Genomic DNA, 15043 nt, shown 5'->3' on the forward strand with positions numbered 1-15043 from the left:
AATAATTTGTATTAAAAAAAATAATCATTCAAAATAACTTATTTAGATTTTTACAACACTTTAGATTTTTATAACATTATTATATAATAAGAGTGTTGTAATTTAAATAATAATTTAAATTTAATTTTCATCTTAAAATTATTATTTAACAAAAAAATTATAATAATTATAGAAGTATATTTGTAAGAAAGGAAATAAATCTCTAACTCATGAACAACGAAGTTTTATTTAAATTACCAAAATTAAATTATTCATATGACGCTTTAGAACCTTTTATAGATGCTAAAACAATGGAAATTCACTACACTAAACATCATCAAACTTATATTAATAATCTAAATACCGTTTTAAACAAATACAAAATTTTTAATAAAGATTTAGAAGATCTATTAAAAAATGCATCCTCGTTGCCAAATGAAGAAATTCAAAAAATAGTTTTAAATAATGGAGGAGGTCATTTTAATCATTCTTTTTTTTGGACTATCTTAAAATTAAACGAAACTTTAAATGACGCTTTTCAAATAAATCAATTAATTAAAAAAACTTTTGGTAATTTAGAAAATTTCAAAAATCAATTAACAGAAAAAGCAAAAAGTCTTTTTGGTAGTGGTTGGACATGGTTAATTTGTGATTTTCAAAATAATTTAAAAATCATTAATACTCCTAACCAAAATACAGTTTTAAATATCGGTCATCCTCTTTTAGGTATAGACGTATGGGAACATGCTTATTACCTAAGTTATCAAAATCGTCGTATAGATTATATAGAGGCTTTTTACAATGTTATTAATTGGTCGCAAGTAGAAAAATATTTAAAAAAAGCACTTTCGCATAATTCATCTTCAAAAATTTAAATGATAGGTTATTATACTAAAAAAATATTTTTATGTTGCCTAAAAAAATGAAAAAAATAAGATTTGATATTATTATTGGTTTATACCAATATGATTTTTATCAAGATCAATATGATTTGTATCAAAAAAAAATAAATAAAAATAATGAGGTCCAAAATCATTTTATTTTAAAACACATTATAAAAAATATTTGTTTAATCGATAAAATCATTAATAAAAGTTTATATGGATACGAAATAAATAGATTAAATAAAGTAGACAAAGCAATTCTTCGCTTAGCTACCTTAGAATTATTAGAACAACAAAATTCTCATAAAATTATTATCAACGAAGCTATTGAACTTAGTAAAGAATATTCCACTTTAAATGATGATAAACAATATAAATTCAATAATAAGATTTTGCATTTAATTTATGAAGATGTTCAACAAAATAAATATAAAACAAACGAGTTTTAAAAAAGCTCGTTTTTTTTAATTTTTCGAAGAAATCTTTTTTTATTTGGATGATTTAATAATATATTCTATAAATATATTCTATAAATTTAAATAAACCAAATAAAAAAGGACAAAGAAAAATCGAAATTAAAATTATTAAAAATAATTTACTAAGTAAAGATACTTTATTTTTTAGCAAATTAGAAGAATTACTTTTTTTTATTGATTTTTGCTTATTTTTATAATTATTTTTTTTTTTCATTTCGAAGCCTCTCGTTTTTTTTTAAAATAAAAGAATATTTTTGTTCTCAAATATCAATTTTTTAATTAACTTATTTAAATAAAAAAAAATCAAATTTCAAACTTTTATATATACTTATATTATATATAAAATATATATAATGAAAAAAAATACTAAAAATTATTTATTTTCATCAAAAAGGATAAAAAAATGGAAAATTATATTAAAAATAAATTAAAACAATTGAATTTTCGCCAGTTAACTCCAATTCAAAAAGAAGTATTCATGCATTTTAACAAACCTTATCATTTAGTAGGTAGTGCTCCTACAGGTACAGGAAAAACTCATGCTTATTTATTACCAATTTTAAGCAAAATTAATTGGGACAAAAATATAATTCAAGCAGTTATTATTGTACCGACTAATGAATTAATTTTCCAAGTTTTTCAAATGATTAAAGAAATTGAACAAAGAAATTCTCAAGTAAAAATTCTTTATGGAGGAATGAATAAAGAAAAAATATTAAAAAGTTTAGAAAAAAAACAACCTCCTTTAATCATAACTACTTTGAATAAATTAATCGAGTATACAATTATTTTAAAAAAACTAAACATTTATAAATCTTCTTTTTTAGTCTTAGATGAAGCAGATACTTTATTTGAACAAAAATCTTTATCTTCATTAGATCTCTTGTTAACAAAATGGAAACCGAAAATTTTATTATTCTCGGCTTCCATCGCAAATAATATGAACCCATTTATTCAAAAATATTTCGGCAAATCTTTATTTTTAGATGTAAATTCTCAACAAAAATTAAATTTAAAATATTACCTTCTAAAAAGCTCTTTAGACAAACGCTTAAATGATTTAAAACATTTAATGAAAAACTTAAATCCTTATTCTGCTTTAATTTTTATTTCTAAAAAAGAAGAACAAAATAAAATATATAATTTTTTAAAAATACATAAAATGAATATTTTGAATTTTTCCTCTGATTTAACATCAAAACAAAGAAAATATTTAATGACAGATATTAAAAAAAATAAATATCAATATATCTTAGCTAGTGATTTAGTAGCTAGAGGTTTAGATTTAGACATTGAATGGGTAATTCATTATGATTTGCCTTCTAAAAATTTAGAATTTTTTCAACATCGTAGCGGTAGAACAGGAAGAATGGGAAAAGAAGGTAAAGTAATTATTTTTTATGACGAAAAAGATCAAACTTCTTTAACAAAAATTCAAAAAAATTATAATATTTCGTTTCAAAAAATAACATTAACTGAAAATAGTTTTCGTGAAATTGAAACAGAAGTAAAAAAAAATATACCTAAAAAAAGATTTGCTTCTACTAAGAAAAATAATTTTATTCCAAATAGAAATAAAAAAACTAATTTCATTTATTCAAAAAATAAAAAGAAAGGTTTCAAATATAAAAAACAAAAATGATTAAAATAGGTAGCTACGTATCATTCAAAAGTCCTAAATTTTATTTAAATGCTCTTAAGGAAGCATTATCTTTTGGTTCTAATACTTTTATGATTTATTCAGGGCCTCCGCAAAATACTAAAAGAGTAAATATCTATCAAACTTACATCCAAGAAACATTAAGAGAAATGCAAAAAAACAAAATTTCTCTAAAAGACTTAGCAGGACATGCTCCCTATATTATTAATTTAGCTAATCCTTCTTTAGAAAAAAGAAATTTTGCTATCTCTTTTTTAACCGATGAATTAAAAAGATTCACTCATTTACAAATTCCTCAAGTAGTTTTGCATCCTGGTAATTATTTGAAACAACCTAAAAAAGAAGCTATTAAATTCATTGCAAAAGGAATTAATCAAATTTTAAAAAACACAAATCATTTAAAAAATAAAATAACTTTAGAAACTATGGCTGGCAAAGGTACAGAAATAGGTTCTTGTTTTAAAGAATTAAAAGATATTATTGATTTAATAGAAAACAAAGATAGAATCGGGGTTTGTTTTGATACTTGTCATGTTTTTGATGCAGGTTATGATATTAAAAATAAATTTACGGAAGTTATGGAAGAATTTAATAATATTATCGGTTTAAAATATTTAACTCTTTTTCATATTAACGATTCTAAAAATGATTTAGGTAGTAAAAAAGATCGACACGAAAATATAGGTTATGGTCAAATAGGATTCGATGCTTTAATAAACATTATTTATTATTCTGATTTTTTACACTTACCTAAAATTTTAGAAACCCCTTTTATAAAAAATTTGCCCCCTTATAAAAAAGAAATTGATATGATTAAGAACAAAAAATTTAATCCTCATTTAAAAGAATAATTTGGAAAATATAATTCATAAATTTTTATAATTCTAGGTTTTATGATAAAAAAAACAATAAAATTCAAAAAATTTGAAATAAAAATAGGGATCAAATTCAATCCCCAAAGACATATTAATATGTTAAAAGAAGAATTTTGGATAAATTTTGAAATAAAATCACTTTCTTTAAAATTTTCTATAAGATATGGTAAATAATTAAAATAACCATTAAAAGTCCTAGAAATACTTTGTAAAAAAACAATTAAACAAAAACAAAAAAATATTTTCTTATAATTATTTTTACGACAATTTATAAAAACAGAAACAAATATATGAGTTAAAATAGGTATACAAGTTCCTAATATAATCAAGGATAAAAGTCTAAAAACTTTTAAAGTAATATTGTCCCCATAATTTAATGCTGTAAGTTCTATAATATATTTAGGGCATGAATACAAACTAACATCAATAAACATATAAATAAAAAGAAAAAACAAAGTGTCACGCAAAGAAAAAAACAATCCTATAAAAAACAAAGGTAAATGCCAAAAAATCCAATAATTAGAATAAACAAAAGGCATTTTAATTTGGCTCTTTAAATATATTGAATTTATTTGAAATAAAACTAAAGAAATAGAAATAAAAAGAGAACTAAAGTTTAATTTTTTTAATTGAATTATATTTATATTTTTTTTCATAAAAATTCCTTAATAAATTTATATAGATATCGTTATTTTTATTAAAATAGATAAAAAATTCTTCTGGGTTAAAAAAAATACACAACCCAGATAATTCTTATTACTTATTTTAATAATTATTTAAAAAAGATGATAATAATAATAACTCTTAAACACATCTTCTTTTTGTTTTCTGTTGTAAAGTCATACTATCTTGTGTTTTTTTCTTGGCTTATGATTTTATATTTGTATTTGTAGTCCTTCTGAGTTATTGTCTGTTCCTTCTATGGTGTTTAGTGATTCTTCTTGTATACATATTACACCTGGTTCTCCTCGTTTGCCTTTTTCTCCTTTAGCGCTTTTTTTTCCTCTTTTTCCTCTTTTTCCTCGTTTTCCTGGTTTTCCTTGTTCTCCTTTAGCGCCTGGCGGTCCTTGTTCTCCTCGTTCGCCTTTTTCTCCTTTAGAGCTTTTCTTTTCTCTTTTTCCTCGTTTGCCTGGTTTTCCTTGTTCTCCTTTAGCACCTGGCGGTCCTTGTTCTCCTCGTTCGCCTTTTTCTCCTTTAATAACTTTATATTTATATAAAATGATAGTTTTGTTATTATCAGACTTTAAAGTAATTTCATAAATTTTAAAAAAAATAAAAAAACTTAAAAATACAATAAATATAAAACAATAAAAATAAAAATAATTATGTAACAATTCTTTTTTCATAAACATTATTTTTAAAAAATACTTTCTAATCAATTAATAACGAATTAATCAATATAACTTAGTGATTTAAAAATTTATATTTTAATACTTAATAAAAATTAAAAATAAAAATATTATTTATTTTTATTCCCAATATAATTAAAAATAATTTCAAAAAATTATTCTTAAAAAAATACAATATTTATCTTACAAAAATTATAATTTTTTTAAATCGATACATAATTTTTTAGATAAAAAAATCAGAAAAATTATAAATTTAAATTATATTTACTTTATCAAAAAAACAAACATAACAAAAAAAACACAAAAAAAATATTATTTTTACCAAAATATAAATAAAAAAATTTTAAAGTATTTTATGTGCATAAAGTTTTGTTTTAAAATTAAATAATTAAAACAATTATAACAATTAAATAGCTAAAAATAAAAAAATTTTAAATAATATAATAATAATTTTCAATTTCGATTTTAAATATTAAAAAAATATTGAAAAAATTAACCTTATATATAATACAAAAAAATAAAATTAATTCAATTAATCAACATTATATAAATCTTCAAGTTTAAAACAAAGATATTCGCTTATATATTTTGCTATTTCATCGTCAAAACTATTTTTAGAAAAAAAACTAATTTAATATTATTAAGGGGGAAAATAGCTATTTTATTTAAATGTTCTTTTTTTGGTTTCCAATTGCTTAATAAAATTATAAAATATTTGTTTATCAATCCATTTGCATTCAAAAATAGTGAGCTGTTCCAAAATTTTAGACACTTTTTAATTTTTAAAAATTCTTTAAGATTAACTATTAAGTTAGTCTTTTTTTCTTTTTAAAAACTAAAAAATAATTTCTTATCTTTTCTAAAATCATTTTGAGAAAGGATTCTAATGTTAAGACAAGAATTATTTAAAGATTTTTTAAAAAATAAAAAGAATTTAGAAATACGAGATCAATTAATTGGACTTCATTTACCATTAATCAAAAAAATAGTAAATCAATTTCAATATTATCCTCGAGTTTTAACCAAAGAAGATTTATATCAAGAAGGAATTTTAGGATTAATCAAAGCCCTGGATAATTACGAAGATTTAGGTTATGACTTTATCGCTTACGCTGCTCCTACTATCAAATCCGAAATCAGAGAACTAATAAGAAAAAGTCATTCTCCTTCAATCCTACAAAAAACAACCAAACCCAACAATATCAGTTTTAAAGAAGAACAATATACACAACCTAATTGGAATAAAACCCTTAATCCACATCAATTATGGTTAAAACAAGTTAATCATGAAATTTTTTTAAAAAAAATGAAAGCTAAATTAAGCGAAAACGAATTCAAAATTATCCATTTTAGTTTTGGCGTTCCTTTAGAAAATATCAACGAAGATTATCAAAGGCGTTATACCAACACTGAAATCGCTGAAAAAATTAATGTATCTTTAAAACAAATAGAAAATATTAAAAATATCGCCATTAAAAAATTAAAAAAATATATAGAAAAGAGAAATTAAATGTTAAATAAAGTCCAATTAATCAGCCGTTTCAGCCATGATTTAGAACAACAATATATCAATTCAAACAATAAACAAATCCCTAAAATCGATTTCCAATTAGCTTTGAACATGAAAGATAAAGCCCAATTCATTCCTTGTGTGATTTTTCGGAAACAAGCCGAAAACATGAAAAAATATTTACATAAAGGTTCTAAATTTTATCTTGAAGGAATGTTATCCATTCAAAAATACACAAATAATGAAGGCTAAACTAAAACTAACACTAAAGTTATTCTTCAAAACGTGATCTTTTTAGACAAAAAACCTCAAGAAACTTTACCTTTTTAAAACAATAAACTTATAATCATCTAACCCCTTTTCAAAAGGGGTTTTTTATTGGAAAAAAACACAACAAATTGGTAAGGACACCAAAAGAAATAAAAAAATAAAGGAGAAAACAAAAAAATGAGTGATGCTTTAACGGAAATTTATCATGGTACTTATTTTCAAGACCGCAGTAACCAACAAAAATCAAACAAAAGGAGTCAAATCATTATGACAAAAAAAGAATTAATTAAAAAAATAGCTTTAGCCAACAAAACTTCCATAACTAAAACAGAAAAATTTTATCACATCTTCGAAAAGACTTTAATCGAAGCAATAACTACTAATGAAAAAGTAGTTTTATCACCTCAAATTGGTAAATTCAAACTAAAATTAAGAAAAGCCTACATCGGCATAAACCCTAAAACAAAGAAAAAACTAAAAATCCCTGCAAAAACAGTAGTAACTTTCAAACCATCTAAAACCATCAAAGATAAAGCGAAAACTTTAATTTTAAAATAATAAAAAAGTTCAAAAATAGAAAACCAATCATCTGAAATCATTTCAGGAATAGTTTAAATAACAAGTCTCATTATTGTTTTGTTGGTTACCTTTTTATACCTTCCAAGAAAAAACCAAAAAAGATAACAACGAAAACAAAACAAATAAATAATTTCAAAAAACTTAAAGGAGAAAAACTCTATGTCAAAAATAATTATGAAAAGAAATAAAAATAAAAACAAACCAAAAAACAAAGAAAAAACTAATAAAAATGTACCAAAAACAATAACAAAGGAAACCAAAATTTTAACAATCAAAAAAATACCTTTTTTACAAAAAATCACTTATACTATTATCATTTTAAATTCACTTTTATCTTTATTCACTCTTTATTATGAAAATAAAATTCCTTGGTTTACAACAGGAATCAATAATTTAATTACTTTAATAAAATCAATTATCCCAGGAGGAAAATAATGACGAAAATTCAAACTAAAAATAAAATTTTCACCACTTTAGTGGTTTTGATCAGTGTATTTTTTACCATCGCTTCACTTTATGCCTTAAAAAATTACTTCGCCCAACAAAAAAAAGAAAAAATTCAATTGATGAATAATTGTCCTTCTTTTAATGTTGAAAGAACAGGGGGAAATAATGAAGACAAAACCCTTTTACCTATTCCCATTCCGAATTTAAATGTACAAAAATATCACCATTTAATTACAGTCGAACATGAAGCTACTTTGAATAGTAATGGAATGGAACTTACAACTCCTTTATATTTAAAAATATCTACTCGCTATGATACTCAAGAAACTTTTAATAATTCTGAAAAATATTTTAATTTATCGTTAAAAGTTAACAATCAGGAATATGAAGATACTAAACGTCCTTTAATGATTTTAGAAAATGGTGTTGGAACTATGAAAATCCAAATCAGCATCGAACAAAAAGAAATTATTAAGGAAAAAGATCCTCAATTAGCATTAATTTGTGATTATGAATTAGTTGACACCCAAGGAAAAGCTTTTAGTGGTGGCAGTCAAACTATTGAAAACAAAATAACTCAATTATCGTAATTTATCAATAAAGATCAAGTTTTTGCTTGGTCTTTTTTTATTGAGAAAGGAAATAACGAAATGAAAAAGAAAATCAATCAAAATTCATTATCAAAACATTTAATGATAACTATTATCCTCTTATTTTTTTCTTTTTGTCTAGGAACTTATGTGTGGGTTCACCATCAAACTTTAACTGAAACTGAAAAACAAATCATTAATCACCATAAAAGACTCGAAAATCAAAATAAAAACTTACAAGAAATAAAAACCCAAATCCATCAAAACCAAAATGAATTAAAAAAAGAAATAACAACTCAAAACAATGAATTCATAAATGAATTTCAAACTCAATTACAACCTAAATTAGAGTCATTAACAACCGAGGTACAACAATCTGAAGCAGAAGAATCATTTTTTAAACCATCTAATCCTCAAAAATTCTTATCTTTTGATAAGCTAATTGGTTTTAAAAAAGAGTTAAAAGCAGTGGAAGGATTTTTAGATTATCTTAAAAATAAAGATAACTACCAAGGAATTGGCGAAGTAGAACCGCCACTAGGAATTTTAATGTATGGTTGCCCAGGAACAGGTAAAAACACTTTAGCGAGAGCCTTATCCAAAGAAGCTAAATTACCTTTCTTTGAAGTTTCTAGTTCTTTATTCTCGCAAAAATATAAAGGCTTAGCGCCTCAAATGGTCAAAGATTTATTTGAAGTAGCTAGAAAAGAAGCAGACAAAAAGAACGGAGCTATCATCTTTTTAGATGAATGTGAAACCATTTTTACTGATTTAGCAACTTTAGAAACTGGTTCAGAAATCGCCAATGTGGTCAATCAATTCAAAACTGAAATGACCTCTTTTGAAAATAACCCTGCAAAACCTATTTTCATTATCGGGGCGACTAACCATGTAGAACAAATTGATGAAGCTATCAAATCAAGATTTACTTACAACATCGAAGTAAAACCTGGTAATAAAGAAGAACGTAAAAAATTCTTAGAATTCATGATTAACAAACGCCAAAACCCTTATAGCCAAGAAGCTAAACAATACTTATTAGAAATTATTAATGAAGCTTTAGAAAATTTACCTAAGAATAAATCATTTTTAAAAGCCAATCGTACTTTAGAAAACCTTTTAAAAACAACAGTGACCATCTTCGCTCAAAACAGAGGAACTGACGAAAATAAAAGAAACGAAATCAATTCTGAAGACTTAAAACAAGCTTACCAAATGATCATTTCTCAAAACATAGAAATATTAGAACAAATCGAAAATCAAAAGAAAGGAAGTGGATAAGAATGTTATCACCTTTAGACTTATTGAAAAGTTATTTTACTTTTAAATCTTATTTCACTTGGTTTTTACTAGCTAGTATTCTTTTTGGTAGTTTTCTTTTTATCAAAAGAAAATATTATCCAACATATAAAAACGCTTGGAAAGGTTATTTAATTTATTTTTTAATTATTTTTGGATGTTTAAGTTTCATTTATCTCTCTTTCTTTTATCAACCAAAAGAACCATCCTCTAAATATGTCAGCCAATTAATCAATGAAATTGATAAAGCTATTGACAAATATGACCAAACCATTAATGATTACAAAGGGCTCAAATCCGATTGGGAAGGTGAATTAAAAAAATGTGAAGATGAATTAAAAACATTATATGAAAAACAAGAACTTAACCAAGAACAAAAAGAACAAATAAAAGAAGCTTTATCTAAAAATGAAGAAAAGATCAAAGAAATTAAAAAACAATTAAAAGAAACATCAGGTAATATTGAAATTTTAAAAGGCAAATTAATCGATTTAGAAAAACAAAAAGCTGAAAAAGAAAAAGAAATTTCTAAAAAACAAGAAGAAGCCAAACTAGCATCACTAGATGACAAAATTAAAATAAGAGCCGAAATCAAAAAATTACAAGAAGAAACTACAGAATTAATCGGTCAAATATCTAAAATAAAATCTGAAATTCGCAGATCAGAAATCAAATATGAATCTCTTTCTGAACAATTACAAGGTGCTCAAAAATCAAAACAATTTTTAATTGAAGGATTAAATAGATTAGATAAAGTAATTTTGGAATTATCGAATTTTATAATAACTCGTGAAGAACATAAAGCCGAAATTACCAAAAAAATCGATGAAATAAACCAAAAATTAAAAGAAATCGAAACTGAACGAGATTTATATAAAGTGCTCAAAGAAAAATACCGAGCAATGCACAACCGTATGACAACCTATGAAAAAGAAAATGAATTTTCTTTCGGTAATGTCTTTAAATTTGGTTTTAAAGCTTTCGATAAAGTTGCCGATTTAATTCCTGCTAAATTTGGGATCAAAACATTAGGAAAAACTATTAACGTCACCAGAAAATATGCTCAAGGTATGGGCAAAGCCACTTTAGTTCTTCACGAAGGTCATCGTTTATGGCATATGTATAACGAAGTAGCCAATGAAAACAAAGAATCAGCACCAATGATTACCAAAGAAACTTTAGACTCGTATTGTAACGACATCGACCGCGATTTAGCCAAACTTGATGCTGATTACAAAGACTACGAAAAGAAACTAAAAGAATATGAAGCTCACGACGATGTAAAATTAATAGATAAAAAAATAAAAGACTTCATAACAGAGACGGTAATAGAAGATGAAACAAATCGAAAAAAAATAAAAACCATAATTGATGAATACAGTAAAATAGTTGAAGAAATAGATGATAAAAGAACCCAAATATCAGATATACCAAAATTAGAAAAAAAACACGATGAACTAGAAGAAGAATTATATTTCAAAAACGAAGAAATTAACGTGAAAAAAGAAGAATTAAAACAAAAATCTCCAAATTACGCTCGTGCTCAACAACGATTCCAACAAAAACGTCAAACTAAAATTCCTGAAATGGTTATGATTCCTAATAAATAAAACTTTTTTAAACAATTTAATTCATAAAATTGTATAATAATGATAATATTCAAATTTCGATATTTGATAAATAATCACTATTATCAGAAGGGAAATGAAATTGATAAATACTAATAATTTTTTCAAAAAACATTTATTAACTATTATTATTGCTTGTCTTATTATCACATTTTCAATTATTGGTTTTTATCAAATTATCAATAATAAAAAAAATATTACATATTCTAAATTTGAAAATTTTGATAAAAATATTCAAAATGAAATAAATTTAATAAATGAAAAAATCCAAGATTTTCGGCATTAATTATTTTTATTAGAAAAAAAACTAAAACCCAAACTTATTAATTCTTCTCAATATTTTATAAAAAAAGTGGAACAAGATGAAATTGTTCACCTAACAGAAATAGAGGAATTTGAAAAAAAAAACTTCAATTATCTAATATCTAGAATTCAACATTCTATTGAAAACATCGAATTTGAAATGGAAGGATATCTTTGTGATGTGGAGTTTGATTTAAGTCAAAAAACTTTAAATTCTTCTAAAGTTAGAATGAACAATTATTTATTAGATATTGAAAAATATTTAAATAAACTCAAAAATGATATTAATAACATTAAACCTAAATTTAAAACTAATTCAAAAAATTTTGAAAAAATCAAAACTTATTTTTTTTCAACAAAAAATGATAAAAACTTATTACCTTCTAATATTACCGAAGAAGAAAAAAAATGTTGTGAAAAATTACAAGAATGGCACCACCCTATTTATCTTAAAACAATAACCCCTGAAATTATCTATATCATCTCCTCAGCTGAGGAATAAAATAAAATAAAGGAGTATTTGTTAAATGTTTAAATTTAAAAATAATTTATTATTATTAAATGTATTTTTATTTATTGGTTTAAGATTGTTTTTAATTACTAATAATAATTCCGTTATGGCAATGGAAAATAATAATCCTTTAAAAATAATTTATAACATTAAAAGTAAAAATATTAACGAAAAAAGGAAACCTATAAAAATTTCTTACTATGTTAATGATAAAAATTTATCATTAGAAGATATGGTTAAAAAAATTGATATAATAAATTCAAACAAAAAACCAATTAGTAGATTATAAAAAAATAAAAAAAGGATAACCTGCAAAAATGCAAGAATTAAAACAATATTTTAAAATTTTTTTTTGTTTAATCAGTATTATTATGTCCATGGGCATTACTTTTTATTTTACTAATCATAATAATTTAAAAGAAAATATTAATTTGAACAGCGAAAATCTAAAAAACAATATTAATCAAGTTGAAAAGAAAGTAGATGAATTCAGAAAAGAAACTAATAACAATTTCAATAAAATAGATAAAAAAATTGATAAATTAACAGAAACAATTATGAATATGAAAAGAAATAATAAAGAAGATAGGTTATAAAAATGGATTTAAGAAAAAATTTATCTAAATATATCCCTTATATGTTTTATATTTCAACAATTATTTTATCTAATGTTATCGTTGTTAAAGCTTTTTTATTTTTTCAAACTCAAAATCAAATTAAAAAACTAAATCAAAGTAATTGTAATGAAATGAAAAAACAAATTAAAAAATTAGAATCAAACCTCACTGATTTAAAAATATCCATAAATGAATTTTTAGAAAAAAAACAAAAACAAATAGAAAATTTAGAATCTCAAAAAGAAATTCGAAAAGAAACAAAAATTAACAAAAAAACAACTAACTTAAATAAGATTCTAGAAGAAACAAAATAATTTAATATAAAATTTTATTTTTCATAATATTCACAAAGGACCCTTCAGGGTCTTTTTTTATTTAACGCACAAATAACTATTTTGCAACCCAAATTAAATTAGGAGGTAATCAACAATGTCAAAATTAATAAAAATTCCCTTTATCTAAATATTTAATCATTATTTTATTCATCATTCTTTTTCATTTCTCTTCTTCTATCTCTGCTCATTCTTTCTTTCATCGCCAAACAAAATCAACTATTAAATTATCCGACTACCAAACTCTCCAACAAGAATGGTTAGCAACTCAACCTCAATTCATCCGTCATGATATCCAAGTTTTTTCCAAAGAAAGTATTCCTGAAATCTTACAATATTTTGATATCAAAACGACTATTACTAATCTTCAAAAAACTTCTTATAATCCTTATGGTGATAATTTATTTTTGTCCAAACTCAAAGAACCGCCAAAAAGTCTCTTAGGTGTTTATTTCAAACCTAGAATCAATCCTTTTAACGAAAGATATCCTAATGAAGACAATGAATATACCTTAGAAGAGCTTTTAAAATACGAAACCTCCATTGAAGAAACTTTTGTCTTTTGGGACTTCCAAGAAAAACCTCCTCAAGAAGAACAATCTCGAATAAATTTAGTAGTAAGTAAAATTTTCACCGATCAAAACAAAGAAGAAGTAATCAATCGTTATTTAATAGAAAATAATATCATCAAAGAACCAAAATTAATTAAATTAGGTTGTTATAACGCTACTCAACACACTGGTTTGGTTTTGCCTTTACCATCAGAAACTTTCCATGAAATTGATATTGACGCTATTTATTTTGATGATGGTATTCGAATTCTTCCTGAAAATCCAAAAACACAATCTCTCAAAAGAAAATTAGAATGGACACAAGAATTAAAAAAACAAGATAAAAAAAGATTAAATGAAGTAGAAAATGAAAGTTTTAAAACTATTATCAAAGAAATAATCAATCAAAAAGAAAAACAAATCAAAAACTTACAACAAGATATTATTAAATCCCAATTTTATACTATAGAAGATTTACTCAAATTATCAAACGGTGCTAAAAATATTTATTTATTTCATTTTAACGTCCAAAAAAGAAAAAAGATTATCGAATTGCCTGATTCTTTAGAACCCTATCAAACCATCCGCGATTGGAAACGTGAAAATAATTTATATACTTATCCCCCATTAATCAAAGAAGGTGAATACAAAGAAGAAATTAAAGAAGCTGAAATTTCTTTTGAAATTACTTCACCTTCCTATAAAAAATTTAATATTCCTTTTAAAGTTAAAATCGTTTCCCATCTTTTTGAAACCGATAATACGATTTATTTAATTATTTGTAATGATAGCTCTTTCAAAATTAAATTAGCTGAACAGTATCGAACTAATTATATAAATTGGCTAAATCAATGTTACATCAAATATGGTTATTATTATTCAGGCGAAGAAGTCCGTAATAAATTCGGCCGTTCTAGTAGAAATATTTATGATGAAAACGGAAATAGTTATTATTATAAATATGTAGATGGTATTTTTTTTGATAATTGGTATATTGACGGAAATGTAACTGCAAAAACTTATTATAAATTTTTAGATACTACACTACCACCGCCAAAACCACAAGAATTAGATTAATCTTTAATCACAAACCAAGGACCCTTCTCAGGGTCTTTTTTTATTTAACAACACAACTCAACAATTGGAAAGGAAACCAAAAATTATGTTAATTAAAAAAATCTTT

Annotated in this window: 18 protein-coding genes and 1 pseudogene; 17 read left to right on the plus strand and 2 right to left on the minus strand. The window is 23.4% G+C overall.

Annotation, left to right across the window (positions count from 1 at the left end; genetic code table 11):
• Window positions 1-209 precede the first annotated feature (209 nt).
• The 4 genes from M8044_RS01810 (at window position 210) to M8044_RS01825 (ending at window position 3850) form a co-directional block, all read left to right on the plus strand.
• Window positions 210-854 (plus strand): superoxide dismutase, encoded by a 645-nt coding sequence (locus M8044_RS01810; RefSeq protein WP_273585360.1) that lies wholly within the window; start codon window positions 210-212, stop codon window positions 852-854.
• 32 nt (window positions 855-886) lie between these two features.
• Entirely contained in the window at window positions 887-1312 is a 426-nt protein-coding gene (locus M8044_RS01815) for a transcription antitermination factor NusB (RefSeq protein ID WP_273585361.1), read from the plus strand.
• A 430-nt stretch (window positions 1313-1742) separates the two neighbouring features.
• The gene (locus tag M8044_RS01820) at window positions 1743-2981 is read left to right on the plus strand and encodes a DEAD/DEAH box helicase (protein WP_273585362.1); all 1239 of its coding nucleotides are present in this window, start codon (window positions 1743-1745) and stop codon (window positions 2979-2981) included.
• Window positions 2978-3850: a deoxyribonuclease IV gene (locus M8044_RS01825; RefSeq protein ID WP_273585363.1), complete on the plus strand. Its 873-nt coding sequence runs from the start codon at window positions 2978-2980 to the stop codon at window positions 3848-3850. The genes M8044_RS01820 and M8044_RS01825 overlap by 4 nt, the downstream gene beginning before the upstream one ends.
• On the opposite strand, the gene M8044_RS01830 is transcribed toward M8044_RS01825, so the two are convergent.
• Entirely contained in the window at window positions 3835-4530 is a 696-nt protein-coding gene (locus M8044_RS01830; protein WP_273585364.1) for a hypothetical protein, read from the minus strand. The genes M8044_RS01825 and M8044_RS01830 overlap by 16 nt on opposite strands.
• A 219-nt stretch (window positions 4531-4749) precedes the next feature.
• Window positions 4750-5226: a hypothetical protein gene (locus tag M8044_RS01835; RefSeq protein ID WP_273585365.1), complete on the minus strand. Its 477-nt coding sequence runs from the start codon at window positions 5224-5226 to the stop codon at window positions 4750-4752.
• An 883-nt stretch (window positions 5227-6109) separates the two neighbouring features.
• Between M8044_RS01835 and M8044_RS01840 the strand changes: the two genes are divergently transcribed.
• The 13 genes and pseudogenes from M8044_RS01840 to M8044_RS01900 all read left to right on the plus strand — a co-directional run bounded on the left by M8044_RS01840 (window position 6110) and on the right by M8044_RS01900 (window position 14937).
• On the plus strand, window positions 6110-6733 hold the full coding sequence (locus M8044_RS01840) for a sigma-70 family RNA polymerase sigma factor (protein WP_273585366.1): 624 nt from the start codon (window positions 6110-6112) through the stop codon (window positions 6731-6733).
• Window positions 6734-7063, plus strand: a pseudogene (locus M8044_RS01845) (single-stranded DNA-binding protein).
• A gap of 207 nt (window positions 7064-7270) precedes the next feature.
• A complete protein-coding gene (locus M8044_RS01850; RefSeq protein ID WP_273585376.1) occupies window positions 7271-7561 on the plus strand; it encodes an HU family DNA-binding protein in 291 nt (96 codons plus the stop codon).
• Between the two features lie 180 nt (window positions 7562-7741).
• The gene (locus M8044_RS01855; RefSeq protein ID WP_273585367.1) at window positions 7742-8017 is read left to right on the plus strand and encodes a hypothetical protein; all 276 of its coding nucleotides are present in this window, start codon (window positions 7742-7744) and stop codon (window positions 8015-8017) included.
• Window positions 8017-8619: a hypothetical protein gene (locus M8044_RS01860; protein ID WP_273585368.1), complete on the plus strand. Its 603-nt coding sequence runs from the start codon at window positions 8017-8019 to the stop codon at window positions 8617-8619. The genes M8044_RS01855 and M8044_RS01860 overlap by 1 nt, the downstream gene beginning before the upstream one ends.
• Window positions 8620-8679: 60 nt before the next feature.
• The gene (locus M8044_RS01865; protein WP_273585369.1) at window positions 8680-9900 is read left to right on the plus strand and encodes an AAA family ATPase; all 1221 of its coding nucleotides are present in this window, start codon (window positions 8680-8682) and stop codon (window positions 9898-9900) included.
• A gap of 2 nt (window positions 9901-9902) precedes the next feature.
• Window positions 9903-11528 carry a DNA double-strand break repair protein Rad50 gene (locus tag M8044_RS01870; protein ID WP_273585370.1) on the plus strand — a complete coding sequence of 542 codons (1626 nt, stop codon included), beginning with the start codon at window positions 9903-9905 and terminating at the stop codon, window positions 11526-11528.
• Window positions 11529-11622: 94 nt separating this feature from the next.
• On the plus strand, window positions 11623-11832 hold the full coding sequence (locus tag M8044_RS01875; RefSeq protein WP_273585371.1) for a hypothetical protein: 210 nt from the start codon (window positions 11623-11625) through the stop codon (window positions 11830-11832).
• Between the two features lie 66 nt (window positions 11833-11898).
• A complete protein-coding gene (locus tag M8044_RS01880; RefSeq protein ID WP_273585372.1) occupies window positions 11899-12351 on the plus strand; it encodes a hypothetical protein in 453 nt (150 codons plus the stop codon).
• 25 nt (window positions 12352-12376) lie between these two features.
• Window positions 12377-12649: an SVM family protein gene (locus tag M8044_RS01885; RefSeq protein ID WP_273585373.1), complete on the plus strand. Its 273-nt coding sequence runs from the start codon at window positions 12377-12379 to the stop codon at window positions 12647-12649.
• Window positions 12650-12677: 28 nt separating this feature from the next.
• Window positions 12678-12956, plus strand: coding sequence for a hypothetical protein (locus tag M8044_RS01890; RefSeq protein WP_273585374.1), 279 nt, complete (start codon window positions 12678-12680; stop codon window positions 12954-12956).
• Between the two features lie 2 nt (window positions 12957-12958).
• Window positions 12959-13291, plus strand: coding sequence for a hypothetical protein (locus tag M8044_RS01895; RefSeq protein WP_273585375.1), 333 nt, complete (start codon window positions 12959-12961; stop codon window positions 13289-13291).
• A 425-nt stretch (window positions 13292-13716) separates the two neighbouring features.
• Window positions 13717-14937 (plus strand): hypothetical protein, encoded by a 1221-nt coding sequence (locus tag M8044_RS01900; protein ID WP_277999095.1) that lies wholly within the window; start codon window positions 13717-13719, stop codon window positions 14935-14937.
• The last annotated feature ends 106 nt before the right edge of the window (window positions 14938-15043 follow it).

Source organism: Columbia Basin potato purple top phytoplasma, from assembly GCF_028595955.1.
Classification (GTDB): domain Bacteria; phylum Bacillota_I; class Bacilli_A; order Acholeplasmatales; family Acholeplasmataceae; genus Phytoplasma.

Excerpts from the sequence above, each read along its gene's own strand:
- M8044_RS01810 (WP_273585360.1), top strand. The coding sequence starts at position 210 with ATGAACAACGAAGTTTTATTTAAATTACCAAAATTAAATTATTCATAT.
- M8044_RS01815 (WP_273585361.1), top strand. The coding sequence starts at position 887 with ATGTTGCCTAAAAAAATGAAAAAAATAAGATTTGATATTATTATTGGT.
- M8044_RS01820 (WP_273585362.1), top strand. The coding sequence starts at position 1,743 with ATGGAAAATTATATTAAAAATAAATTAAAACAATTGAATTTTCGCCAG.
- M8044_RS01825 (WP_273585363.1), top strand. The coding sequence starts at position 2,978 with ATGATTAAAATAGGTAGCTACGTATCATTCAAAAGTCCTAAATTTTAT.
- M8044_RS01830 (WP_273585364.1), bottom strand. The coding sequence starts at position 4,530 with ATGAAAAAAAATATAAATATAATTCAATTAAAAAAATTAAACTTTAGT.
- M8044_RS01835 (WP_273585365.1), bottom strand. The coding sequence starts at position 5,226 with ATGTTTATGAAAAAAGAATTGTTACATAATTATTTTTATTTTTATTGT.
- M8044_RS01840 (WP_273585366.1), top strand. The coding sequence starts at position 6,110 with ATGTTAAGACAAGAATTATTTAAAGATTTTTTAAAAAATAAAAAGAAT.
- M8044_RS01850 (WP_273585376.1), top strand. The coding sequence starts at position 7,271 with ATGACAAAAAAAGAATTAATTAAAAAAATAGCTTTAGCCAACAAAACT.
- M8044_RS01855 (WP_273585367.1), top strand. The coding sequence starts at position 7,742 with ATGTCAAAAATAATTATGAAAAGAAATAAAAATAAAAACAAACCAAAA.
- M8044_RS01860 (WP_273585368.1), top strand. The coding sequence starts at position 8,017 with ATGACGAAAATTCAAACTAAAAATAAAATTTTCACCACTTTAGTGGTT.
- M8044_RS01865 (WP_273585369.1), top strand. The coding sequence starts at position 8,680 with ATGAAAAAGAAAATCAATCAAAATTCATTATCAAAACATTTAATGATA.
- M8044_RS01870 (WP_273585370.1), top strand. The coding sequence starts at position 9,903 with ATGTTATCACCTTTAGACTTATTGAAAAGTTATTTTACTTTTAAATCT.
- M8044_RS01875 (WP_273585371.1), top strand. The coding sequence starts at position 11,623 with ATGAAATTGATAAATACTAATAATTTTTTCAAAAAACATTTATTAACT.
- M8044_RS01885 (WP_273585373.1), top strand. The coding sequence starts at position 12,377 with ATGTTTAAATTTAAAAATAATTTATTATTATTAAATGTATTTTTATTT.
- M8044_RS01890 (WP_273585374.1), top strand. The coding sequence starts at position 12,678 with ATGCAAGAATTAAAACAATATTTTAAAATTTTTTTTTGTTTAATCAGT.
- M8044_RS01895 (WP_273585375.1), top strand. The coding sequence starts at position 12,959 with ATGGATTTAAGAAAAAATTTATCTAAATATATCCCTTATATGTTTTAT.